Here is a 23,249-nt window from a genome sequence, read left to right as displayed (position 1 = left end):
GCCTTTGTCTTTGCGAGATCGAATCCGAACGCGCAAAGCAGCCCTCCCAAGCCGGAGTACTTGATGAATCTTCTACGATCGAGGCTCAACTGATCACCCCCTTCGGACGACAGTCCTCGATACCCGAAATGAATATGAACAAGTGAAGGAGATTACAAATCCCCAAATAGATTATTTCACATACAGCCTCAAAAGTCAAGTATTTCCCATGATCTTTGCTTGCGCAATACGTATCAAACTTCACTCTGTGTGGGGAAAGTAAAGGCCAAATGCGAGTAAAATAGTATTTAATATACGATTTACCGTAATACGAACCAGGTGAATTAAGCTCATAAATTGGCGGCTCCAGCGGACAACTTCAGATGCCGCCAAATCGCCGTATTGTGAACATATGTTTCATTTGTCACAAGCAACCGCTTACTCAGCCAATTTCATTCGATGAAAAATAAGGAATATAAAGAAATATTTCACATACATCCCCAAGCCATTTATTGGCAGTTCACATTGTGAAGAAAGTGTTAATGCTGAAAGAAGGAAGTCCAGGGGCAGAATCACTGAAATTCGCGAATACCGGCAACTATCATAAGGTTTGCGGGGGGCCGAATATTTGGGCAAATTGGACTCAAGCTGCCTTAAGCTTAATATCCCAAGCTTCCTCCACCAAACCATCAACCGCCTTTCAAACTCTTCATAAATCAGTTGACGACAATAGCCTTCAATCCCGCAATCCGCAAAACGCTGCCGGAGCTTGGCATCGAACTGGTGGACATGCACGGCGCGTCTTGCTGCCCGGACCCGATTTATTTCAAGTCCAAGGACAAGCTTGCTTGGCTGTCGGTCGCGGCGCGCAACCTTTCGCTCGCGGAGGAGCTGGGATTGGATATTGCAACAAACTGCAGCGGCTGCACCGCGACGTTGTCCGAAGCGCGGCACCTTCTGGAAAACCCGGAGTTGCGCGAAAAGGTAAACGCCAGGCTGGCCAAAATCGGACGCACTTACCGCGGCACTACGCGCGTTCGGCACGTGATTGCGCTCGTTCGCGACGAGGCGGGGCCGGAAGCGGTGAAGCTCACGGTCAAAAGGCCCCTCGACGGGCTGCGAGTCGCGATCCACTACGGATGCCATCTTCTTAAACCGAGCAAAATCATGAATGTGGACGATCCGAACGATCCGCATGTGTTGGAGGATTGCGTCGCCGCGCTAGGCGCGACTCCGGTTCGGCATTCGAACTGGTATCTGTGTTGCGGCAAGGCATGCCAGGACGAGGCTCCTCCCCTCGAAATGATGCGCGATCTGCTTTCGACAGTGAACGAGGCGGCCGCGGATATCCTTTGCTTGATTTGCCCCACATGCTTTTCGCAGTTCGATGCGGGACAACTGAAAATAGGAAAAAAGTTCGGGGAGGAATTTAGTAATCCGCCGGTTTATTACTTCCAGCTTCTCGCGTACGCGCAGGGAGCGCCCTATGAATCCTTGGGATTCGACCGCCACAGGCTTAAACCCGAGAGCCTGCGGTCGTACAGCGCGTGATGGATTGCAGGCGCGTACAGAGCGGGAAGCTCCTCGCCATTTGGAAATGCAAATATCTTTGCTTTTATTTCCGCACAGAAGTCCGTATGGCCGCGAGGAAATGTTGTCTTGGCCGCCGATGCCGGCTTTCGGCTGATTCCTTTTGAGTCTTAATCCCTAACGGGCTTGCGAAGGGAATTTGCTGCGCATGCCTTGATTAGTCCGTCGAACAGCGGATGAGGACGCGTCGGCCTGCTTTTGAACTCCGGATGCGCCTGGGTTGCGATGAAGAACGGATGCGACGGAATCTCAATCATTTCCACAAGGCTGCCGTCCGGGGACAGCGCGCTGATGGACATTCCGGCCTTCTCCAGCGCTTCCCTGTAAGCGTTGTTCACTTCCCAGCGGTGCCGGTGCCTTTCCACAATCCTTTCGCGGCCGTACAGCTTGTAAGCCAGCGTTCCGGGCCGCGTCACGGCGGTGTAATCTCCCAGGCGCATCGTGCCGCCCAGGTCTTTTACCTTAAGTTGCTCGCTCATCTTGGCGATAACGGGATTCTTGCATTTGGGTTTGTATTCGGTTGAATTCGCGTCTGGAAGTTTCAGCACGTTGCGGGCAAACTCGACTACTGCGCATTGCAGCCCGAAGCATATTCCAAGGAAAGGCATTCCGGTTTCCCGCGCGTATCGAATGGCTTCGATCTTGCCGTCCATCCCGCGGCTGCCGAAACCGTACGGAATCAGCAAACCGTCGCAACCTGCCAGTTTTTTCTTGACGTTTTCGCGGGTTACCTGCTCGGCGTTCACATATTCTATTTCCAGCTCCTGGCAGTTGTTGTATGCGCCATGCTTCAAGCTTTCGTTGATTGATAGGTATGCGTCTTGCAACGCCACGTATTTGCCGACCAGCGCAATCTTGACTTTCCCAACTGGATGCGTCCGGTTGTGACGGAGCTTCCACCATTTCGTCAGGTCAGGTTCGTTGAATCCAAGCCCCAGCTTGCTGCAGACGAGCTGATCCAGCTTCTCGTCTTTCAGCATCAGCGGAACGTCGTAAATGCTTTCCGCGTCGCAGCCTTGGATAACCGCTTCCGGCTCTATGTCGCAGAAAAGACTGATTTTCGCTTTGAGCGCTTCGTCCATCGGTTGATGGGTGCGGCAGATGATGATGTCGGGCTGGATGCCGATGCTGCGGAGCTCTTTTACGCTGTGCTGTGTGAGTTTTGTTTTCAATTCCCCGCCTGGGAATAGGTAAGGAATGAGCGTGACATGGATGTTTATCGCGCTTTCGCCGCCGCGCCGCACCTCGTTTCGGAACTGGCGGATTGCTTCCAGAAACGGCAGGCTTTCGATGTCGCCCACCGTGCCGCCGATTTCCACTATCACGACGTTCGCGCGGTGCTGCGCGGTGACGAGCCTGATTCTGCGCTTGATCTCGTCCGTTACGTGCGGAATCACCTGGATCGTGCTTCCCAGGTGCTCCTGGCCGCGCCTTTCGGACGCGATTACAGAGCTGTAAACCTGCCCGGTCGTAACGTTCGAAAGCCGCGTAAGCTCGGTGTCGATGAACCTCTCGTAATGTCCCAGATCGAGGTCGGTTTCCGCGCCGTCGCGCGTGACGAAAACCTCGCCGTGTTGCAGCGGATTCATCGTTCCGGCGTCCACGTTAAGGTACGGGTCAATCTTCATCACGGCAACCTTGTATCCCATCGCCTTCAGCATCGTGCCTATTGACGCGCTGGCGATGCCCTTGCCGATCGAGGACACGTTGCCGCCCGTTACAAATATGTACTTGGACATTCAAATCCGCCGGAATCACGCTTTCCGGCGGCTTTCCTCCTCGCGCACCTTAATAAGCCAATTCAGCAGAGATGGCAAGTCCGGCGCGAACAAATCCGGCTCAATCCCGCATTCCGGATCGTTGCCGCCCGCCATTTGCACTCCTGTTCCCACAAGGCAAGTCCACGCTCCGGCGTTTTTGCCGCAGGCGATGTCGGTCTCAACGCGGTCGCCGACCATCAGCGTTTCGTTTGGAAATGCTCCGCAGCCCCGCATCGCCGCCAGCAGAAGTCCGGGCTCCGGCTTGCCGTGGGTTTCCGGCTTGACGCCTGTAATCCGAGAAAGCATGTCCGCTATCGCGCCGTTTCCGGGCCAAAGGTAAATGCCTCCTACGGGAAAGGCGAAATCCGAATTCGTTGAAATGAAATCCGCGCCGTTTTTAATCGCGACAGCCGCATGACAGATTCCTGCGTACCGAAGATCGCGGTCGTACCCGACTATCAGCGCATCGTATTTGTATTCCTCGAGCTCGCGGCTTCGCAGTTCCTCAAGCGACTGAACCACCGGAACAGCATTGGCTCCGCCTTCCTGCACTGCTTCGAGCAGGTCGCCGCTTCCTAAGACTAGTACGTCCTTTCCGCGATAACGCTTGGCTGCTATTTCGGTGGCCAGATGATTCGTCGTGTAGAAATCGTCCGCCGACATCGGAATTCCGAGCCTTGCGGCTTTTTCTCCCAGGTTAGCCCTGCCGCGGCTCGAATTGTTCGTTACGCCGCACGCGCGAATCCCGTTCTTTCGGCACCATAAAACAAGTTCGTTCGCACCGGGCAGCGGCGATTCCCCGACCCAGATCACGCCGTCGCAATCAAGCGCGATCAACTTGAGTTTCGCCATTGCGGCGGCAAGTATTCTTTGATCGACGCTTGGCGAAATTCTGATTCCGCCTGCCGTGTCCGGGGATGAAACTCCCGCGGATGCAATCTGCGTCCGCGGAGCGCCTGTCACTTACACGAGCCCCTTCACGCTTTCCCAGTCGTCAAGGAAGCGTTTGAGTCCGATGTCCGTCAGCGGATGTTTGAATAGTTGCTCGAACACTTTGTAGGGCAGGGTTGCTACATCCGCGCCCAACATCAGAGCCTGCTTCACGTGAATCGGATGCCGGAGGCTGGCGGCGAGCACTTCGCAGCGGTCGATTCCGTAATTCTGGAAAACCGTGATTATTTCTTCAAGCAGCGCCATTCCGTCCTGGCCCGCGTCGTCAAGCCGTCCTATGAACGGGCTGACGTACTTCGCCCCGGCCTTCGCGGCAAGCAGCGCCTGGTTGACGCTGAATATCAGGGTCACGTTGGTGTCGATATCATGTTTGGACAACCGCTGGACGGCTTTCATTCCTTCGGGCGTCATCGGTATTTTGACGACGATGTTCTTGGCCCACTCGCTGATTTCGCGGGCTTCGTTCACCATTTCGTCCGCCGTCAGACCGGTTACTTCCGCGTTTACCGGGCCGTCCACGATCTCGCAGATTTCGATTATCCGGTCCTTGAATTTGACTTTTTCCTTGGCGACAAGCGTGGGGTTCGTGGTGATTCCGTCCACGAGGCCCATTTCCACGCCCTGCCGGATCTCGTCAATATTGGCCGTATCCAGAAAAATCTTCAACGCGCATCATCCTTTGAGCCGGAAACCGCCGCCCGGCGGGGGCATTATACCAAAGCCGGTTGTCCGGCGGATTTAATTCCGGAATCTCGATGCGGCATTTCTGTGATAATCTTTTTCCGCCGATGGCTGGGGAATACCGGCCGGACGGGAGGCGGCTTATGAATGATCCACAGATTACGCCGATTCTGGACGAGGCATGCGAGCAGTTCGGAGACGGCAGGATAGATTTCGACGCGATACTTGAGGCGGTCTGCGCACCGGGCGACGTGCCCGGCAATCCAGCGGGAAAGAACTTCCGCGGCCATCCGCGGCCTTCCCGCAGCTCGGTCCACGAGTGCGTGGAGATGCTCCGAAGCGTGCTCTTTCCCGGTTATTTTGGATACGGCCAGCTGACAGAGCGCACAATCCGCGCGTACGTATTGACGACGCTCGACCGTGCTCTTCGCCTTTTGCAAGAGCAAGTAATGCGTGCGCTCTGTTTCGAGTGCGAAAAGGACTTTGCAACCTGCGGCAAGTGCGTCCCGGATTCGCGCGATATGGTGGTGGCTTTCGCCAACCGGCTGCCCGAAGTGCGACGGATTCTTTCCACGGACGCGCAGGCCAGCTACGATTACGATCCGGCGACGACGATTCGCGACGAGCCGGTGTTCTGCTATCCGGGGATGTTCGCGGTCACGAACTACAGGATGGCGCACGAGCTCGCGGTGCTCGGCGTGCCGCTGATTCCGCGGATCATGACCGAGTACGCGCACGACATTACAGGAATTGATATCCATCCGGCCGCCGAGATCGGCGAGAGCTTTTTCATAGACCACGGAACCGGAGTCGTGATAGGCGCGACCTGCATAATCGGCAACCGCGTCCGGCTATACCAGGGCGTGACGCTGGGGGTAAAGAACTTCGAGCTGGACGAGCGCGGATTTCCGGTGAAAGGCGTTCCGCGCCATCCCATATTGGAAGACGACGTCGTAATTTATTCGAACACTTCAGTACTGGGCCGAATCCGGATTGGTAAGGGCTCGGTCGTCGCTGCGAACGTCCGGTTGACGACGGACGTCCCGCCGGGAAGCATCGTGTATCCCGCGGCCGTGAGAGTCAAAGTCGTGGATCCCAAAACCGGACTGCCCGCCGGCGTTGCCGGGGAAAGCGACGGCTAGCAAAACGGAGCCGCGCATCGTTCCTGGCAGTGATTGGCGGCGGACTATGTCCGCCTGCAATGCAAATGTCCGACAAACGAACAGCCGAGTTGCATCGGAAGATGAAATCCGCGGGCGATCCCGCGGACGCCGCGGCGCAGAAAGCGTATCACAAATCGCCGCTGAAATTTCACGGGCTGAAGGCGGACGTGCAGCGCGCGATCCTTCGGGAGGTATTTCCGAAAAAGCCCGCAATCCCGCGCGCGGAGCTTGAGCCTGTCATCCGCGAGCTCTGGACATCGGACTGGTTCGACGAACGCATCGCGGCGCTGTCGCTCCTGGACCGGATCGCGGGAGAACTGGAGGTTGGCGACCTGCCGTGGATAAAGGAGATGGCGAGCTTATGTGACGGATGGGCGCTTCTCGACACGCTGGCTTTCACAGCGCTCGGCCCGATGGGGATGCGGCTGGGCGAGCCGGTCTACCGCGTCGTGCGCAAATGGTCGGATGACGATTGGATGTGGACGCGAAGGGCGGCGATTCTGATTCACGCGCTTCCGGCCAGGCGCGGGATGCTCAATCACGAATACAGCTGGCCGACCTGGGAGGAGCGGCTGTTCGAAAAGGAGTTTTTCATCCGCAAGGCTATCGGCTGGGCGCTACGCGAAAGCTGCAAGCACTATCCGCGGGAGGTGTGCGATTTTCTTTTGCGCGTCGGCGACAGGGCGAGCGGCCTTACAAGAAGGGAAGGGGCTAGAACGCTGCCGGAAAAAATGCGCATTCGTATTTTGGGCAAATAGTGTAATTATCGATTTGTATGGGAGTGCACCGGCTTGCCGGTGTCCAAATACGGCGGCGGCAGGCTGCCGCACTTCCATACTCACGCCAAATCCGTCTCCGGGATGTCGGTTATCCCAAGCGCCCTGACCATCCCGACGATCTGGCCCTTGTGGTGGAATTCATGCGAAAACACATGGTTGAGCACCAGCCACGGCTTCATGATTTCCCGCGCATCCGGCTGCCACGGGAACGAGCATTCGATATCGGCCCAAAGATCCGTCTCGGCCGCGTACCTGGCCGTATCGGCGGCCAGCGCGTCCTGCAGCTCCCAGGTGCGCTCGAGGTCGCCGGCGTATCCGTTCTGGGGGCTGTAAATCCAGCCTGGCTTGACGGGAACCATCCCGTGCGGCCCGCGGAAACCCGGTTTGCCGTTCTGGCCTCGGCCCCGCAGCACGCCCTGCACCCAGAGCAGTTCGCATCCGACGACGTGGACGCAGGTGAGCGCGATCGTCTCGCATCCGCACCAGTCGAAAGATTGCGTAATCTGGTCGTGCGTCAGCCGCCGCAAAAGGCCGCGCAGGACTTCCCGGCTCCGCTGCCGCCGCTCGAGCGTGAAAAGCATCGCGGTGTTGATGGTCGCATTCATTTTTATCTATCGATCGGTTTTCTTCATTTCCAATTCGGACTTTATTCTGAAGTATAAATAATGTAGTCTGCTTGTAAATTTGTAGTGTCCGGGTCCGAATTCCGGCTCTGCTGTGATTATCTGCAGATCCTTCATTTTCGAAAGGAATTTCCCTAGGGCGGCACGTTCGCTGTCATTCAACAAATTCATAATATCGGCGCGCGCGAACGATTCTCGTCCCGGGACCATTACCAACTTCTTGAGTATACCTTTATACTTATCGCTTTTTATGGGAGCAAGAACTTGAGGCTCAAGGTACTTTGCACCAACTATTTCCGCGGCCTTTTTTATTCCTCGTGCCGCATCGAACTTGTCCACAATTTCGTCTGTATTATGCATAAAAACCGACTCGCCGATTTCGTGTGCAAGCATCGGCAGCCCTCCTGTGTACCAGCATAGGAGGTTCATTGCATCGTCGCTGACCGCCAGCGAAGCCTTGGAGAAAGCCTTCGAAAAAAAGTCCGCGGTATGCGCATCATCCCATGGTGCCAACTCAATCGGATCGAAAACGCGCGCCAAGGACGGCTGCAAAGAAATTAGGGAGCGCCTTCTCTGATCATATCCAACAAATACAAAAGTTACCGGTAATCGATCTCTTGACACCGCAATGCTGTCCACAAGGCTTTTGAACCAGTTCGCAAATTCCTGTGATTTGGCCAGCCCGTTAATATCGTCCAATATGATAAGCAAGCCCTTTCCGTTGTTTGACAGCTTTTTATTGAATCCGCGCAGGGATTCGGCAAAACCGCTGACCATTGAATGCAAAACTTCAATTGGCGGTCTGAATTCCAAGCTTACATTGAAAAGCCCCACGCCCCTAATATGTTCCTTGACCATGCTGAAAATTGAATCAAACCAGCTCTTTTCGCGGCTTTCCAAAATAAGCTGCTCGATCACCCGCCGCGCCATCTCTTCAAGCGTGGACACTCCTCCCAGAAATACATGTACACCGAAGACGCCTATATTCTGCTCGGAAACGTGCCTTAGAAAACTTGCCAATGATGTCTTTCCGATGCCACGTTCGCCAGATAGAAATTCCACGTTTACCGTACCGGTAGCCGATTGTTCGACTTTCGCAAAAAGCCTGTTAAGCTCGTTTTCCCGGCCGACAAAATAGTCTACTTGCACTGGCTGGCCTGGCGTGAAAGGACTGGATATGTCGTTTTGGAATGACATTTTTTCTTTCCAGACGAAATCCTGGGCACGGAGGGGCTCGAACCCCCGACCTTTTGGGTGTAAACCAAACGCTCTGACCGGCTGAGCTACGTGCCCGTGTGGGCCCAGCAGGATTCGAACCTGCGACCAACGGATTATGAGTCCGCTGCTCTAACCGCTGAGCTATGGGCCCGCGCATTCATTTTACCACCGCGGCGAAGGGGCTTGCGAGTATACTTTCGGTCGTGACCAAACCTCCCGAATTGCAGCCCGCGGCCCGAGTTGCGATGATACTTTTCATTTCATTCGGATTCTGGCTGGGCGTTTTAGCCGTTGCGGAAATGTATATAAGGGGATTTGGCGGCGTCGGTTCTCCCACTTGGCTGAAGCTGCTTTTTGCGGCGGTCGCAACAATTACGGCAATTCTTTGCATCCGCTCCAAGACGTTTTGCAGAAGGTACGATCCGGGGCTGCCTATTTATCGTTATCAATACGAGCGATTCCGCATTCCGCCTCCGCCCAGTCTTCCCGATATCTCCGAGCTTGAGCAATCGCCGGTATTCGACAAAATAATCGGCGAAAAGAGTTCCGTGAAGAAAAGCGCCAAACGGAAAAGACGCCCTCAAACAAAGAAGCGCTTAGGGGAGGCCCCGGCCCGCGGCGTTTCGCTATACTTCTTCCGTGATGGCCAATCCGTCCGTGTCGCCGTTTTCCACCGTCGCGCTTCATGCCAAGGGCATCCGGGCGAAATCGAAGGCGGCGGATTCCCGAAAGGCGCTTGCCCGCGTGCCGTTTTCGCGCGTGTTCCTGATTGTGCTCGACAGCGTGGGCGTGGGCGAGTTGCCTGACGCCGGGCATTTCGGCGACCGGGGCAGCAATACGCTCGGGAACATCGCGGCCGCGGCCAACGGCCGGGAATCGCTGCCAGACTTCGGATGGCCCAAGCGCGCCGCGGAATTCGTGAAGCCATTCGGCGCGGAGCTTTTGCCGAAAGGCTCCGCGGCGGGAGCGCCCCGGCTTACTCTCGCGACGCTGCAATCTCTCGGTATCGCAAACATAATCCCGCTCGCCGGAATCCCGCCTGTCAACCACCCGCGCGCGTTTTTCGGCAAGATGGCGGAGCGCAGCGCGGGCAAAGACACGACCAGCGGCCACTGGGAGATGATGGGCGTAATCCGCAGCGAGCCGTCGCGCACCTACCCGGACGGATTTCCTGCGGAAATGGTGAAAGAGCTTGAGGCTGCCTGCGGGACGAAATTCCTTTTGAACAAGCCCTACAGCGGCACGGAAGCCCTCAAGGATTTCGGACAGCGCCACTGCGAAACGAAGATGCCCATCCTGTATACGAGCGCGGACAGCGTGCTCCAGATCGCCGCGCACACGACGTTCATTCCCGTCGAGCGTTTGTACGAAATGTGCGAAGCCGCGCGCGCGGTCGCGCAGGGCAAGTGGCTGGTCGACCGCGTAATCGCGCGCCCGTTCCGCGGCGGAATCGCGGGACTCAATCCGCTGCGCGTCGAGCCGGAGAAGTTCGAGCGCGCGCACGAGCAGCGCAAGGATTACTCCATAATGCCCCCGCGCACGTATCTGAACGAGCTGCGCGACGCGGGCGTTAAGGTCACAGGCGTCGGCAAAATCGGCGATATATTCGCCGGAAGCGGGCTGGACGACTCCATCCACACCGAAGGCAATGCCGACGGAATGAAAAAGACGATGCAGCTTGCCAAGTCCGGCGGCAAGGGATTTTATTTCATCAATCTTGTGGATTTCGATTCGAAGTACGGCCACCGCAACGATCCCGCGGGATACGCCGCGGCCCTGGAGGATTTCGACTCATGGCTCGGCGGATTCCTGCAGAAGCTCAAGAACGACGACTTGCTGCTGATTGCCGCCGACCACGGCAACGATCCCACGACGCCCTCCACAGACCACAGCAGGGAGTACGTTCCGCTTATCGCGTATGTGCCCTCGTCAGCGCGCGTCCGCGCGGGAAGTCACCCGCGCTCGCTGGGCGTCCGGGAATCGTTCGCGGATCTCGGCGCGACGGTGTGCGAAAACTTTGGTATCCTGAAGGTGCCGGTCGGCGCGTCGTTCTTATCCGAAATCATCCGCCCGCTCGAATAAGAATAGCGCCGCCCGGAAAAACGGATGGTTCGCTTAAAACACAGCCGCCGCCCTGTATTTGCCGCTCATTTGACCGCGGCGGCGATGCTTTTGACCGCGATTGCCGCGCTAGCGGCCTCGGACGCGGTGCCGCGGCGTTTCCGGCTCACATGCGGCTCGCTTTCCATTTACAAAGGCCCGGAAATAACCGAAGTGGCGCTGTCCGGAGGCGTGCATCTGGCATCCCGCGACGGCAGGACGATAAAGTCCGACAACGGTCTGATCCGCGTAGTCAGCCGCGTTGTCGAAGAGGGTATCAGCGGTGCCGAATCCGGCATTGAAGCCGGAGCGAAGGCCATCGAGAAGGGCGCGACGCCCAGCGCCGCCGTCCAGCCGCCCCCGATTAAGCCGGAGGACGTGAAGCTGATAGAGCTTTCGGGGCGCGTGACGCTTACGGACGCGCAGGGCGTGCTCACCGCGGACGCGATATTCAGCGAGGACGGCGGGCGCACCTGGCGCACCCGCGGTGCCGCGAAATTCGCGGGAAGGGGCAAACAGGCCGGTACAACGTTCGCCGCGCGGACGCTTCAATTCGATTCGAAAGCGGGGACGGTTTCGGGCAGCAAGGGAGTGAATATTTCGCTGCCCGCGCCCAAGGACGCGAAATCCGATGCGGGGCCGGTTTCCGTCAGCGCCGAAAGCTTCGGCTACGACCTGGAAGACCGGACGCTGACGCTGTCCGGAAGCCCGCGCATCAAAAGCGCGGGCGCGGAAATGAGCGCGGATAGCATCACCTATCACGCGGGAACCGGTGCCGCACACACGACCGGCGGCGTTGCGGTTTCCTTTCCGCGGCAGGACGCCAGGGTGACCGCCGCCTCCGCGACCTACTCGCCCGACGGCGAGGTGCGTTTTTCGGGAGGCGTGCAGGTCACTCGAAAAGGCGGCGCGGCAAGGCTGAACTGCGAATCGCTCATTTATTCGACGTCGAATGGTTCGTTGACAGCCGAAGGCCGGTGCAGACTGGAATACCCGGAAGAAGATTCGGTGTTCACCGCGGACAGAATCGAATGGAACATCGATACCGAAGCGGGAAAGGCGATTGGGAGTCCGCTTCTGAAACGCGGCGGAAGCTCGGTATCCGGCGAGGAAATACTTTTCCGCAGGGCAGGAAATAAGGTGGTGGTCGAGGTGAAGGGCGGGGACAAAACTGAATACGTCATCGAGCCGGACGAATTCGGCGGGCTGAAATAAAGCGCCTGTTGCGCGGGGCGCACTGCGCAAGCGGGATCTTAAACGCAAAACGGGCCGGTTTCCCGGCCCGTTCCATTTGCTTAAGCGAGTTATTGAGGGGGCAAGCCCCTCGTTTACGGCTAATTCACGTTCACGTCGATGCTTCTTGTAATCACCGGCCTTATTCCGTCGTCCACCGTAAGTGTCACCGTGAATGTGCCGGTTCCGCTGTAACTGTGAATCGGGTTCTCCTCGGTGCCGTGCGCGCTGCCGTCTCCGAAATCCCAGTCGTACGCAGCCGAGCTGCCCGATAGCAGGTTGAACGGACTGGCGTGGAAGATGTAATCGGTGCCGAGCGCAAGCTGGATGGGATTGCCCGTAAGCCGCGGAGAGCCGACGGTCGCGGTGATGTGCGGATCCGCGCCGAGGGGGTTGCTCACCAATATCGCAACTACCGCGCTTGCAACATTGCTCTTGCTGTCGCGGGCGAACACCGTCACGCCGTAAACTCCGGGTTGGGTGTAACCTTCCGTTTTTTCGTAAATCTGCCCGTCGACGTAAGGCTCAAATTCCCCGGATGCGGGATAGGTGGTACCGTCGCCCCAGTCGATTAAGATTTCATAGGGCGGCTGGCCATCAGCGATGACAGGATCGACGCTGAATGGAAGGTTGGTAGTAACGGCGGACGGATCGACGGGCAGGTTGAAGCTAACGTCGAGTGCCGGGTAAATCAAGTCGTATCCGCCGTTCTGGGCGACTGCGACGCTTCCCGCGGCCAGGAGCCGCTGATTCGTGTTTGCAGGATCGCCATGCAGCAAGATCGTCAACGCAGCAGTATCAATGTCGGTAATTGCGGGATCCGCATCCCTTAGGGCGGAGTAGATCAAAAGCAGCGATCCCGCGACATAACCAGTGCTTACTTCTGGTCCGATCAAAATGGTGTACCAAGTAAGCGAATTCTCGGCATTCAAATTCAGGTAAAACGTTGAAAGCCCGAATCCCGGCGCGTAAATACTTGCATCCGCGGCGCAATATCCGGCTCTGCTGTTTGGACTTTCCCAGTAAGGCTCAAGGCCGCTAAGGTTTTCAATGGGGAAGTTAGGCGTACTGACCCCCGTTGAACCGACAGAAACAACACCCGTCAGCCCAGCCGGTACAAAATCGGCGGCTGTAAAGCTATCGTCGTAGATGAAGCTTGGCGGCACCGGTGGATCTCCGCTTGGGTCGCCGGGATCGTGGTAAGGTGGATCGGGGTTTTCGGGACTTGGCTGCGTTCTGTCCGATCCAACCGGCGCAACAACTACAACGTCATTTGCTCGAGCGTAATCGACTGCGTCCTGCATAATCTGCACGTCGGCTGGTTGGAAATCGCCAATCGGCGCCCACATTCCGCAGACGATTACGTCCGCGCCGTTATCAACGGCATAATTAATGCTGGCAGCAATTTCATCCGCGGTATATACCCACTCGGGGTCCGCGGCGCCCGTGTCGATCGTTCCCGTTGCGACCATCATATAGTCCGCCGCGGGAGCAATTCCGGGAAGCGATGTAGGGAATACTCTTTCCACCGGATCTCCGTCGGCCCCGGGGGCGTCAATAGGATAATTAATATTGAAGTCGAAGTTACTACTGGTAAGACCAAGTATGTAGTCCGCTGGCGTACGGTAAATGGTGTTGTCAATCACGTTTGTAATTATGTCGGCGTCATCGGCGATTGTAGTGAACGAGCCGTCGCCGTTAACTCTTGCACTCGTCATAAGCAAACGTTGAAGCTCAAGCGTTCCACCGTTGTTGTCAAGCAACTCCGCATGAACAAAAAGGTCCGCATACGTATCGCCGACTGCCAATATGCCTCCGTCAATCATTGCAATCGTGGTGTTGTTTCCGAATGAAAGATCCCAGGCGCCCGGAATGCTTGCCATATCAAGGAACATTCTGGCTCCGAAAATCCAGCGATTGTCGTTAGCAGGATCCGAGGGATCGCTGTCCCAATCCGGCTCAAGATAGGTATCTCCAAATAATGCATCCATCGGAGTGTATGAAGCGGCTCTGTTTTTAAGGTCCCCTAAAGGAACTCCGGTTGTCTTCATTCTGAACTGCCCGTTGAGTGTCACCGTGTAAATCGTCTGCTCCCTCGACAGCTTCGAAATCGCTGCCGCAAGGTCGCCGTCCGGCACGTGAACCTTCGCGTAATTTCTGTTCTTGTAGTCCACGGTGTAGCCGTACTTGCCGACGACCTCGGAAAGCTCGGTCGCGTCCAGCGGCGTTTTCACGAGGACTTCGTTTGGGACGTATCCGGAGGATGGCATTCTTGCGGCCGCCTCCTCGATTGAAATCGGAACCGAAAACTTGGGGGCGTCCTGGTCGTTGGAATTGTTCCCTCCCGGTGCCGGGACGGGCGTGCCTTTCCCTCCGCCTCCGCAGGCGAACAGGGACGATATGAGGACTAGAAGGATCAAAAACGATATCCGCTTCATTTGATGACAGCTCCTTCGCAAGTGAATGCGCGCGAACGGCCGCGCGATAGGGGATTATACCCAATTCGGCCCGCCGCGGCAAGCAGAGCAACAATTACTGACATTACTCCGGACATCCCAACTGCGCCTTTGCCCGGCCCGCCGGTGCATGGGGAGCGCGCGGGCGGTATACTCTGGCCGTGCAGGGGACTGGTCGAGCCGGGCAGAGAGCGATGGCGGACGAGCGCCGCCCGCTTTCGGCCGTGCTGGACGCGGGGCTGCGCAGCCTCGAACCGGTGGATTGGATGTTCGCGATGCTGCGTGCGGCGGCCGTGCTGGCCGTCGCGATCTGGGCGGTGTTCCATCCAGACCTCGAAAGCATGGACAGGGCGGTCTTGGCGGGAGTGGTGGCGCTGTTCACGGTTTACTCCGCGGTGGTGAGCGTCCTTGGAATATTGCGGCCCGGACGCATATTCAAGCTGGCCAGGTTCACGCTCGTTTTCGACATCCTTTTCGTAGAGGCGGTCGTGCTTGTAACCGGCGGAATCACAAAGAGCCTCTTTTACCTCGGCTTTTTCCTCGTCGTGCCGCTGTACGCGCTGCACTTCGGATTCCGGATGGGGCTGTACGGCGCGCTTCTTGCGATAGTAGCGTACACCGCGCCCGCGGGCGCGGGCGTGATGCGCCTTCCGTTCCTCGACTCGATTCTAAAGCTGGGCGTGTTTCTCTCCATTTTGTTTGCGACGGGCTACCTGCGCCGCCGCCAGGCGCTCGCCAGCGAAAGGCTCCAGCGCCTTACGGAGGAAGTGGAGCAGAAAAACCGGATGCTGGCGCACAAGACGATGGCGGAGCGCAACCGCATCCACGAGCTTTACGCGCTCAACAAGGTCGGCAAGCTGATTACCAGCGCGCTGGACACGCGGGAGCTGTTCAGCCATATTCTCGCCGCGGTTTCGACCGAACTTCACTTCAAGCACTTCTGCCTGTGGATATACGACGAATCGTCGAACGCTCTGGTTTTGAAGGCGGTGCAGGGTCTTCCACAAGAAGCCGTTGACAATGTCATCGTCGAGCCGGGCGCGGGCGTGGAAGGCGCGTGTCTGGAAAGAGGGACGCCCCAATTGATTCACGACCTGTCCAAAGTCGAGGCGTTCAACTACCTCGACAGCTACCTTCCGGGCGCGAAGTGCGCGATGTGCGTCCCGGTTATGATTCGCCGGCAATGCGCGGGAGTGGTCAGCGTTTATTCGGAGCACGAGGACAGCTTCAACGAAGAAAGGCTGGAGGTGCTTTCCGCGCTGGGCGAGCAGGTGGCGGTGGCTCTGGAAAACAGCCAGCTTTACTCACAGATGCGCTACCTGACCATGCAGGACGGGTTGACGCACCTGTACAACCGCCGGTTCTTCAACGATCAGATCGCGATCGAATGCGAGCGTGCGGAGGCGGGGAAGGGCGACTTCGCGCTGCTGCTGGTGGACGTGGATCACTTCAAGCTTGTGAACGACGAGCTGGGGCATTTGACCGGGGACGAAGTGCTGCGCCAGGTGGCCAAGGTGCTTCTGGGACGGACGCGCCAGACCGACTTCGTGTGCAGATACGGCGGCGAGGAATTCGCCATTATTCTTCACAACCTGGACAAAAGGAGCGCGCGCGAGCGCGCCGAGCGTTTGCGCAAGGCGGTCGAGGCCGAAGTGCGGGCAGGCTCGGATTCCGGCGCGCGCGCGGTGACGATATCCATCGGCATCGCGCATTACGAGCCGGGTATGTCCCAGGACAAGATAATCGAGCTCGCGGATAAAGGGCTTTACCTGGCAAAGGAGCGGGGGCGCAACCGCGTCGAAGCGGCTTGATTGTTTTACAGCCATGGGATCGCGCCGAAAACTGGTAAAATCCCGGCGGGCGGGGCGCGCATTTAAAAATAAGCCGGCTCCGCGTTGCGGACCGCAATTAAACAGGGGTGCCGGGGATGGGTATTCGGAGATTTCGATTTGCAGCCATCGGCCTGCTTGCGCTGGCCGTCGTGATAACAATTTTCGCCTGCTCTAAGGGCGCGCGGCTTTCGGGCATGCCCGCCGCGCGTGGCGTGGGACCGGAAGGCGCAACAGGCGGGCAAACGCTTTCCGATGCGCTTCGCTATCTTCCGGATTCGCAAGGAATCGCTTCGGACGGATTCGTTCTGTTCGCTCTGGATGCGGAAAACTCGCCGGTGAGTGCATCGGGATTCGCGCTTTCGGTCAGCGGAGAGGGCTTCGAGCGCACGGTGGAGGTTTTATCACGTGAAGGGCATACGTTCACGGACGCGTACCTTTATCTGAAGTACGATGCGAACGCGATGCACCCAAAGAGCATTGCCGCGGGCGGGATTGTTGAAGCTGAAGGCGCGCTGTTTGTCGGTTTGGACGAAATTCCCGGTTACGTGAGCGCGGGGATAGCCGCGATATCGCGCGGCGGCATGCGCGAGCCTGTTCGGGGAGCGGGGGCGGTGTTCACTGTGCTGTTCGGCGCGGGGGGACGCGCGCCCGGAAGGAGCGTGCTTCGTGCGGCGTCCGGGGATTCTAACAAGGTGGCCGACCTGACGGCGACGGTTGCGGGAAACGTCGTTACGCTGGGCTGGACCGAGGTGAACAAAGGCGACTACGACATGAACGGCGAAGTGGGCGTGGCGGACATCACGCCGATAGCGCTGAATTACCTCGCGAGCACCACCGACGGAATCGGGAACGACGTGCAGCAAAGGTGGATAGACGGCGATGGAAGCGGCGAAATCGGAGTGTCGGACATCACGCCGATAGCAATCAACTATCTGGTGAGCATGGCCGGCTATCTCGTGGAGCGGGACGACTTGAACAGCTTCGCGTCTGCTGTCAGGCTGCCGACGGCGGGGACTGTCGTATCCGCAGCCCGGCCCGCGGGAGCCCGCACAACGCCGGTTGCATATGAGTATGCGGATGCGCCGGGGAACGGGACATGGTGGTACCGCGTGACGCCGGTGAGCATCGAGAACGAGTTCGGTGTTGCATCCGCGGGAGTATCCGCAAGCGTAGGGGGGGCGGTTGTGCTGGCGCCGCCGACGAATGTCCAGGCAGGCAGCTATGCGGGATACGTAGAGGTGACGTGGACGGAGGCGGCGCAGCCCGAGGTGACTGGGTACAACGTTTACGTGAACACATCGGCCGCGCCATTGTCCGCAATAAAACACAATCCGGTTCCGGTGGCAGGTGATTCCTACAAAATAACGGGGCTGCCGATTGCGGTCGAGCATTATTTCTGGGTGACCTCTACGGACGGGATATCGGAAAGCGTATTCAGCTCTCCTCCCGTTTGGGGGAGGGTGCTCCCGCCGGACGGCACGGCGCCGGATGCACCGACGGGGCTTGGCTGGAACAGGATGGGGGCGGATGCGGAGTTGCACTGGACGGCGAACGCCGAGCCGGACGTGCGCGGATACAACGTTTACAAAAATTCCGCGGACGATTTCGGGACGGCCGCCAAACAGAATGGCGAGCCGGTCGAGGCGGTGACTTATCTCGCGACGGGGCTCAATCCTGAAACGAATTACTTCTTCTGGGTTACGGCTCTGGACTATTCGGACAACGAGAGTGCGCCTTCGGGGTCGCTTCTGGTGAGGATAGACGACCAGGCGCCGGGCGCGCCGCTCGACCTTTCGGCCGTGCCGGGAAGCGGAACGGTCTCGCTCGATTGGCTGGACAATCCGGAATTGGATCTTGCGGGATACAATGTATATTTCAACACTTCGAACGATCTTCCGACGGCGACGATCGCCAACATTTCCGGATTGCTTGCAAGTTCGGATATGGTGGTGACTGGGCTGGAATACGAGACTGAATACTGGTTCTGGGTGACTGCGGTGGACATAAGCCAGAACGAAAGCCCTGCGAGCCAGCCGGCCAATGCGACCACGCTTGCAGAGGATGCGGAACCTCCGGCGGTGCCTGCGGGATTCACTGCGGCCGGCTTGGACGGAGCGGTGTATCTTAACTGGCTGGACAACACCGAGCCGGATTTGCAGGGATACCGCGCGTATTATTCGACGAATCCCGGTGATCCGGATCCTCCGGCGTACAACGGGGGCGAGGTGCTTACGGTATCGGAGGTTACGATAGGCGGACTTGTGAACGGCACGCCGTACACGTTTTGGGTGGATGCGGTTGACCTGGCGATGAACGCCAGCGCCAAGGCCGGTCCGCGTACTGCGACGCCGAACCAGTCGGGACTTGCGGACAGCGACTGGCCGATGTATATGCACGACCCGAAACACACAGGGCGCAGTCCTTACGTCGGATGCAAGTACGGAAATCTCCTGTGGAGCGTCGCTCCTGAAACGGACGACGGCGGAACACAGAGAATTGATTTGTCGCCGGCAATAGCACCCGACGGATCGGTTTACGTATTCGGCGATCAGGGTTGGTTTTGGGCGGTTGATCCTGCGACCGGTGTGTGGACGATCGATTTCGACATAGATCCCGGAATAACGGACTTGGTTGATTCCAGCCCGGCCGTGGGGCGTGATGGAATCGTATATGTCGGAAGGAACAACGGCTCGTTATATGCGGTTGATCCGGTGAACCGGACAAACAAATGGACGTTTCCCACCGGTTCGACGATGCACAGCTCGCCTATGATCCTGCCGGACGGCTCGATTCTGGTCGGTTCCAACGATGATTACATTTACTCGATCAGCCCTGCGGGTGTCGAAAATTGGAAATACAACACGGGCGGGGATGTAGGATTCGCCTCGCCCGCAGTTGCCGGGGACGGCTCGATTTACGTTGCCGGAGGGCAGTTTTCGACGTCCATTTTGATCAAGCTTGATCAATCAGGAAACGAGTTGTGGACAAGGCCGCTCGGTGCGGAATCGGATTCGTCTCCGACAATTTTGGACAACGGGGACGTTGTCATCGGTTGTTCCGACGATCAGGTGTACTGCTTTTCCCCTTCGGGCAGCCCGAGGTGGCAGTTTATACCGGAGGATGCGGGGCACAGGTACGATTTCGACTGTCCTGTCGCGGTCGGCCCGGACGGCACAATATTCGCGATGAACTACAACGCGTACGTATTTGCGATTGATCCCGCTGATGGTTCGCAAATCTGGGAGTACGACGGAAACGTTTACGGCACGAATTCATACGCTTCTCCGACAGTGGATGCTGAAGGAAACCTGTTTTTTTGCGCCGGAAATTACATCGTCGCGGTGAAGTCGTCCGGCGGATTTCCCGAAGAGCTGTGGGCTTATGAAATGGACAGCTCGGGCGGATGGTCCATACCGGTTATCGATGCGGATGGAAGAGTGTTTGTCGGTTGTGCGACGGGCGGCGATACTTTGTATTGTTTCCAGGATCCCTAACCTGCTTTGGCGCGATAAAATTGCTTGCCTTCGCATTTATGGGATATAATGTCCACAGCTGTCCCCAATGGGGACGGTTCCGGTATTCAGGGAGGAATGTCGGGCGGTTTCAGGGGGTTGCTTATGATTGAACTTAGCCGGGAACATGACCTTGATTTTCTGATGGAGCGGTATCACAACCTTCAAAGGTATCGCGAGAAGAGCTTGACCGCCGCGCCCGGACCCGAAAATTCCGCCACGGACAGACGACACGAGAATCACTTGCGCGGCCTGGTGGATGAGGGAAGCTACGACGCGGCGGTGACATACCTCGAAGACATGGCGAGGCTGTGCGAGGCGATTGAGGATTTTGCGGCAGTGGAGTTGTATCGAGGCTACCAAGAACGGATAAAGGATTTGAGGGCGGCCGCCGTATAAGGGAGGCGGCTTCTGCTCGCAATTTTGCGTATCCGGCCTGATATAATCCGCCCGTGCGTCCTCCCAGAGTCGCTATTCTTCACGACTGGCTCACCACTTGGGGTGGCGCCGAGCGTTGCCTTCTGTTGTTTCACAGGTTGTTTCCGACCGCTCCCATTTACACGCTGGTCTGCGACAGGAAAAGCCTTCCGCCGGATTTGAAAAACGCCCGCATCATTACCAGTTCAATTCAACGGCTTCCCGACGCCGTCAGGAAATACCCGAACTATCTGCCTTTGATGCCGAAGGCCGTCGAGGAATGGAATCTATCGGGTTACGATTTGATTCTTTCCTCGTGCCACTGTTGCGTGAAAGGCGCGCTGACGCGCTCGGATCAGGCCCACGTCTGTTATTGCTATACGCCCATCAGATACGTTTGGGATCTTTACCATACTTACACGAAACACACCGAAATGAGCGGGATGAAGCGGAAGGTGTTCGAGTGGTCGGCGCACTACTTGAGGATGTGGGATTTCGCGGCCGCCCAGCGAGTTGACCAGTTCATCGCGATCAGCGAGACCGTCAGGCGCAGAATTGAAAAAACGTACAACAGGAAAAGCTCCGTCATTTATCCGCCGGTGGATACCGAGTTTTTCGTCCCCGACCCGGATGGAGCGCGGGATTACTACCTGGTAGTCAGCAGGATGGTTCCTTACAAACGGGTTGACCTGGTACTTGAGGCGTTTGCGACGAGGTCCAGCCCTCTTCTCGTGGTGGGCACCGGACCGCAGGAGAAAAAGCTCAAAGCGATGGCAACGCCGAATGTCGAATTTCTGGGGCAGGTGGACGACGACGAGCTTAGAGTTCTTTATCAGAACTGCAAGGCCTTGATTTTTCCCGGCGTGGAAGATTTCGGTCTGACGCCGGTGGAAGCGCAGGCATGCGGCAGGCCGGTTATCGCCCGGGCGAAAGGCGGCGTGACCGAAAGCGTTATTGATGGAGTCACGGGTCTGTTTTTCAGGGACGATTCTCCGGAAGCGCTTGCCGAGGCGGTAGAGGCGTTCGAAAAACTTGAACTGTCGCCCGAAAAGTGCCGCGAAAACGCAGCTCATTTCGACCAAGGTAGATTTCTCGAGCAGATCGTGGCCGCGTTGCGCCCTTACTTGGTTGAAAGAAGCGAGACTCTGGTTCCGCCAAAGGCGACGTCCGCTTAGTCGCCCTTTGTTTTCTTTCCAGGCTTGGCCGCCGTTTCCTTTGCTTTGGAGGACGCGTCCGCGCCGCCTTCCCTGCCGTTGTCAGCGCCGCTTTCAATCGTGGAATGGCGCGCGCCTTTGTGGTCGGTCACGTAAAATCCGCTACCTTTGAATACGACCTGGGCCGGGCTAATAAGTTTGACGAGGACACCCTTTCCGCTCGCGCCGCAATGTTCGCATTTGTGCGGAGGTGGATCGTTGAAGCTGTGTATGGCCTCAAACGATCTGCCGCACTTTTTGCACTCGTACTCGTAAATCGGCATGCAAACTCACCAACCGCCTTAGGGATGAAAGGGAATTATAGCGCGAAAGGCGGGTTTCGCCACCAGAATGAGCGGCAATCCCGCAAATAGCCCGTTTTTAATTCCCAATGTCGAATCAGGCGAACAAATCCGACAACGCGTCTTTGGGTGAATCGGCGTGCGCGCTCGAGAACTTGTATTCGCTCGGATACTTCACTATGCCAGCCTTGCAAGGCAAGTATTCTATTTTCCTAAGCAGCTCCGCCAGCTGCGTCGCATCCTTTACCAGCGTATCTGTAACTGCATCGTCCCAAACTTCGCCGGTCCGGTTGAGCTGCCTGTTTATCAGCCGTTCGCTAGCGCGCCTCACGTAGCGAGTCACAGTCTCGCTTGTATGGCTTCCTTTTGGCGCGAAAACGATATGCACTTCATCCGGAAGCACCGCATATCCGCCAAGAAGGCATTGGTTGAGCTCCCTCGCGTTCGTGATGAAGCTCATCACAATCGCGGCGAGTTCCTTCTCCGCAAGCTGCTTAGCCCGCCTAATCGTGGTCCAGCTTACATGATGTATCTTGCTGGGCTTCAAGTGCCACCTCCCTTTGATGATTATAGCGCGAAATTTGTCCGCGTGAATGTTTTTCCTTGGAAATTTTCACGTAGACGTTGAATCTGTCGCCTATATCCTCGGCATCTTGTCAAATCGGCGCGCGCAATTTAAAATCCGTCCTACCGAAGCCGCGCGGCTTCGCGCGCCCTCGGCGGAGGAATGTGATGCAAAAGCGCGCCAAACTGTATGAAGGCAAGGCCAAGATTCTCTGGGCGACGGACGACCCGTCGTTGCTCGTCCAAGAATTCAAAGACAGCCTGACCGCGTTCGACGGCGAGAAAAAATCGTCTTTGGGCGGCAAGGGCGAAATGAATTGCGAGATATCAAGTCATCTTTTCAGTATGCTTGCTGATGCCGGCGTGGCGACGCACTTTGTGAAAAAGCTCTCGCCGACCGAGCAACTCGTCAAGCACTGCAAGATGATCCCCCTTGAAGTAATCGTGCGCAATTATGTCGCCGGATCACTGAAAAAGCGCACCGGCCTGCCCGAAGGCAAAGAGATTGAGCGTCCGATAGTCGAGTTTTACTATAAGAGCGATGAACTCAAGGATCCGCTTCTTGCGTTCGACCATATTTTTATGCTCGGATTCGTCAGTATGGCCGAGTACAACCACTTGAGGAAAGTCGCGCTCGAAGTCAACGAGCACTTGGGGACGTTTTTCGCGAAGTGCGGGATTAAGCTGGTTGATTTCAAGCTCGAATTCGGCTGGTTCGAGTCGAACATTTTGCTTGGCGATGAAATAACACCGGACACCTGCCGGCTTTGGGACGCGGCGACGGGCAAAAAGCTCGACAAAGACGTTTTCCGGTTCGACCTGGGCGATGTCGGCTCAATCTACGAAGAAATCCAGAAAAGGGTCAGCAGCCTTACGGAAGAGGCTGCAGGTTAGCT

18 protein-coding genes and 2 tRNA genes are annotated in these 23,249 nt (G+C 57.2%); 10 read left to right on the top strand and 10 right to left on the bottom strand.

The features are described 5' to 3' along the window. Nucleotides 1–699: 699 nt before the first annotated feature. A complete protein-coding gene (locus HRF49_00180; GenBank protein MEP0813067.1) occupies nt 700–1,530 on the top strand; it encodes a CoB--CoM heterodisulfide reductase subunit B in 831 nt (276 codons plus the stop codon). Between the two features lie 149 nt (nt 1,531–1,679). On the opposite strand, the gene HRF49_00175 is transcribed toward HRF49_00180, so the two are convergent. The 3 genes from HRF49_00175 to fsa are packed head-to-tail and all read right to left on the bottom strand — an operon-like array spanning nt 1,680 to nt 4,946. Beyond that, nucleotides 1,680–3,308 (bottom strand): CTP synthase, encoded by a 1,629-nt coding sequence (locus tag HRF49_00175; GenBank protein MEP0813066.1) that lies wholly within the window; start codon nt 3,306–3,308, stop codon nt 1,680–1,682. 15 nt (nt 3,309–3,323) lie between these two features. Next, nucleotides 3,324–4,292 (bottom strand): HAD-IIA family hydrolase, encoded by a 969-nt coding sequence (locus HRF49_00170; GenBank protein ID MEP0813065.1) that lies wholly within the window; start codon nt 4,290–4,292, stop codon nt 3,324–3,326. After that, a complete protein-coding gene (fsa, locus tag HRF49_00165; GenBank protein ID MEP0813064.1) occupies nt 4,293–4,946 on the bottom strand; it encodes a fructose-6-phosphate aldolase in 654 nt (217 codons plus the stop codon). It lies immediately after the preceding gene. A gap of 158 nt (nt 4,947–5,104) precedes the next feature. On the opposite strand from fsa, the gene HRF49_00160 reads away from it, so the two are divergent. Together HRF49_00160 and HRF49_00155 are read left to right on the top strand one after the other, a co-directional pair. Next, complete coding sequence (locus tag HRF49_00160) at nt 5,105–6,103, top strand: serine acetyltransferase (protein MEP0813063.1); 999 nt, start codon at nt 5,105–5,107, stop codon at nt 6,101–6,103. 65 nt (nt 6,104–6,168) lie between these two features. Beyond that, entirely contained in the window at nt 6,169–6,882 is a 714-nt protein-coding gene (locus tag HRF49_00155; protein ID MEP0813062.1) for a DNA alkylation repair protein, read from the top strand. An 80-nt stretch (nt 6,883–6,962) separates the two neighbouring features. On the opposite strand, the gene HRF49_00150 is transcribed toward HRF49_00155, so the two are convergent. The 4 genes from HRF49_00150 to HRF49_00135 all read right to left on the bottom strand — a co-directional run bounded on the left by HRF49_00150 (nt 6,963) and on the right by HRF49_00135 (nt 8,895). Continuing rightward, entirely contained in the window at nt 6,963–7,484 is a 522-nt protein-coding gene (locus HRF49_00150; protein MEP0813061.1) for a DUF664 domain-containing protein, read from the bottom strand. Between the two features lie 30 nt (nt 7,485–7,514). After that, entirely contained in the window at nt 7,515–8,723 is a 1,209-nt protein-coding gene (locus HRF49_00145; protein ID MEP0813060.1) for an ATP-binding protein, read from the bottom strand. A gap of 22 nt (nt 8,724–8,745) precedes the next feature. After that, nucleotides 8,746–8,819, bottom strand: a tRNA-Val gene (locus HRF49_00140). Between the two features lie 3 nt (nt 8,820–8,822). Beyond that, a tRNA-Ile gene (locus HRF49_00135) sits at nt 8,823–8,895 on the bottom strand. Between the two features lie 491 nt (nt 8,896–9,386). Here HRF49_00135 and HRF49_00130 point away from each other — a divergent pair. Together HRF49_00130 and HRF49_00125 are read left to right on the top strand one after the other, a co-directional pair. Beyond that, nucleotides 9,387–10,826, top strand: coding sequence for a phosphopentomutase (locus HRF49_00130; protein MEP0813059.1), 1,440 nt, complete (start codon nt 9,387–9,389; stop codon nt 10,824–10,826). A gap of 24 nt (nt 10,827–10,850) precedes the next feature. Continuing rightward, entirely contained in the window at nt 10,851–12,059 is a 1,209-nt protein-coding gene (locus tag HRF49_00125) for a hypothetical protein (GenBank protein MEP0813058.1), read from the top strand. A gap of 119 nt (nt 12,060–12,178) precedes the next feature. Here HRF49_00125 and HRF49_00120 read toward each other — a convergent pair whose 3' ends face one another. Then, complete coding sequence (locus HRF49_00120; GenBank protein ID MEP0813057.1) at nt 12,179–14,515, bottom strand: PKD domain-containing protein; 2,337 nt, start codon at nt 14,513–14,515, stop codon at nt 12,179–12,181. Nucleotides 14,516–14,727: 212 nt separating this feature from the next. Between HRF49_00120 and HRF49_00115 the strand changes: the two genes are divergently transcribed. The 4 genes from HRF49_00115 to HRF49_00100 all read left to right on the top strand — a co-directional run bounded on the left by HRF49_00115 (nt 14,728) and on the right by HRF49_00100 (nt 21,469). Continuing rightward, nucleotides 14,728–16,344, top strand: a complete 1,617-nt coding sequence (locus tag HRF49_00115; GenBank protein ID MEP0813056.1) for a diguanylate cyclase — start codon at nt 14,728–14,730, stop codon at nt 16,342–16,344. 116 nt (nt 16,345–16,460) lie between these two features. After that, the gene (locus HRF49_00110; GenBank protein MEP0813055.1) at nt 16,461–19,859 is read left to right on the top strand and encodes a PQQ-binding-like beta-propeller repeat protein; all 3,399 of its coding nucleotides are present in this window, start codon (nt 16,461–16,463) and stop codon (nt 19,857–19,859) included. 123 nt (nt 19,860–19,982) lie between these two features. Further along, nucleotides 19,983–20,276, top strand: a complete 294-nt coding sequence (locus HRF49_00105; GenBank protein ID MEP0813054.1) for a hypothetical protein — start codon at nt 19,983–19,985, stop codon at nt 20,274–20,276. A 53-nt stretch (nt 20,277–20,329) separates the two neighbouring features. Then, nucleotides 20,330–21,469, top strand: coding sequence for a glycosyltransferase (locus tag HRF49_00100; protein MEP0813053.1), 1,140 nt, complete (start codon nt 20,330–20,332; stop codon nt 21,467–21,469). Here HRF49_00100 and HRF49_00095 read toward each other — a convergent pair. Together HRF49_00095 and HRF49_00090 are read right to left on the bottom strand one after the other, a co-directional pair. Then, on the bottom strand, nt 21,466–21,771 hold the full coding sequence (locus tag HRF49_00095; protein MEP0813052.1) for a zinc ribbon domain-containing protein: 306 nt from the start codon (nt 21,769–21,771) through the stop codon (nt 21,466–21,468). The two genes, HRF49_00100 and HRF49_00095, sit on opposite strands and share 4 nt — an antisense overlap. Nucleotides 21,772–21,886: 115 nt before the next feature. Beyond that, the gene (locus tag HRF49_00090) at nt 21,887–22,336 is read right to left on the bottom strand and encodes a transposase (protein ID MEP0813051.1); all 450 of its coding nucleotides are present in this window, start codon (nt 22,334–22,336) and stop codon (nt 21,887–21,889) included. A 185-nt stretch (nt 22,337–22,521) separates the two neighbouring features. On the opposite strand from HRF49_00090, the gene HRF49_00085 reads away from it, so the two are divergent. Beyond that, nucleotides 22,522–23,247, top strand: a complete 726-nt coding sequence (locus HRF49_00085; GenBank protein ID MEP0813050.1) for a phosphoribosylaminoimidazolesuccinocarboxamide synthase — start codon at nt 22,522–22,524, stop codon at nt 23,245–23,247. The last annotated feature ends 2 nt before the right edge of the window (nt 23,248–23,249 follow it).

The sequence above is a fragment of the bacterium genome, assembly GCA_039961635.1.
Lineage (GTDB): Bacteria > 4484-113 > 4484-113 > JAGGVC01 > JAGGVC01 > JABRWB01.
Note: the sequence above shows the minus strand (reverse complement) of the source record. Positions and strands in the feature narration are given on the sequence as shown.

Bases quoted from the DNA above. Each gene is read 5' to 3' on its own strand.
- HRF49_00130 (MEP0813059.1), top strand. From the start codon at position 9,387: ATGGCCAATCCGTCCGTGTCGCCGTTTTCCACCGTCGCGCTTCATGCC.
- HRF49_00145 (MEP0813060.1), bottom strand. From the start codon at position 8,723: ATGTCATTCCAAAACGACATATCCAGTCCTTTCACGCCAGGCCAGCCA.
- HRF49_00115 (MEP0813056.1), top strand. From the start codon at position 14,728: ATGGCGGACGAGCGCCGCCCGCTTTCGGCCGTGCTGGACGCGGGGCTG.
- HRF49_00125 (MEP0813058.1), top strand. From the start codon at position 10,851: ATGGTTCGCTTAAAACACAGCCGCCGCCCTGTATTTGCCGCTCATTTG.
- HRF49_00150 (MEP0813061.1), bottom strand. From the start codon at position 7,484: ATGCTTTTCACGCTCGAGCGGCGGCAGCGGAGCCGGGAAGTCCTGCGC.
- HRF49_00160 (MEP0813063.1), top strand. From the start codon at position 5,105: ATGAATGATCCACAGATTACGCCGATTCTGGACGAGGCATGCGAGCAG.
- HRF49_00120 (MEP0813057.1), bottom strand. From the start codon at position 14,515: ATGAAGCGGATATCGTTTTTGATCCTTCTAGTCCTCATATCGTCCCTG.
- HRF49_00085 (MEP0813050.1), top strand. From the start codon at position 22,522: ATGCAAAAGCGCGCCAAACTGTATGAAGGCAAGGCCAAGATTCTCTGG.
- HRF49_00105 (MEP0813054.1), top strand. From the start codon at position 19,983: ATGATTGAACTTAGCCGGGAACATGACCTTGATTTTCTGATGGAGCGG.
- HRF49_00110 (MEP0813055.1), top strand. From the start codon at position 16,461: ATGGGTATTCGGAGATTTCGATTTGCAGCCATCGGCCTGCTTGCGCTG.
- HRF49_00175 (MEP0813066.1), bottom strand. From the start codon at position 3,308: ATGTCCAAGTACATATTTGTAACGGGCGGCAACGTGTCCTCGATCGGC.
- HRF49_00155 (MEP0813062.1), top strand. From the start codon at position 6,169: ATGTCCGACAAACGAACAGCCGAGTTGCATCGGAAGATGAAATCCGCG.
- HRF49_00095 (MEP0813052.1), bottom strand. From the start codon at position 21,771: ATGCCGATTTACGAGTACGAGTGCAAAAAGTGCGGCAGATCGTTTGAG.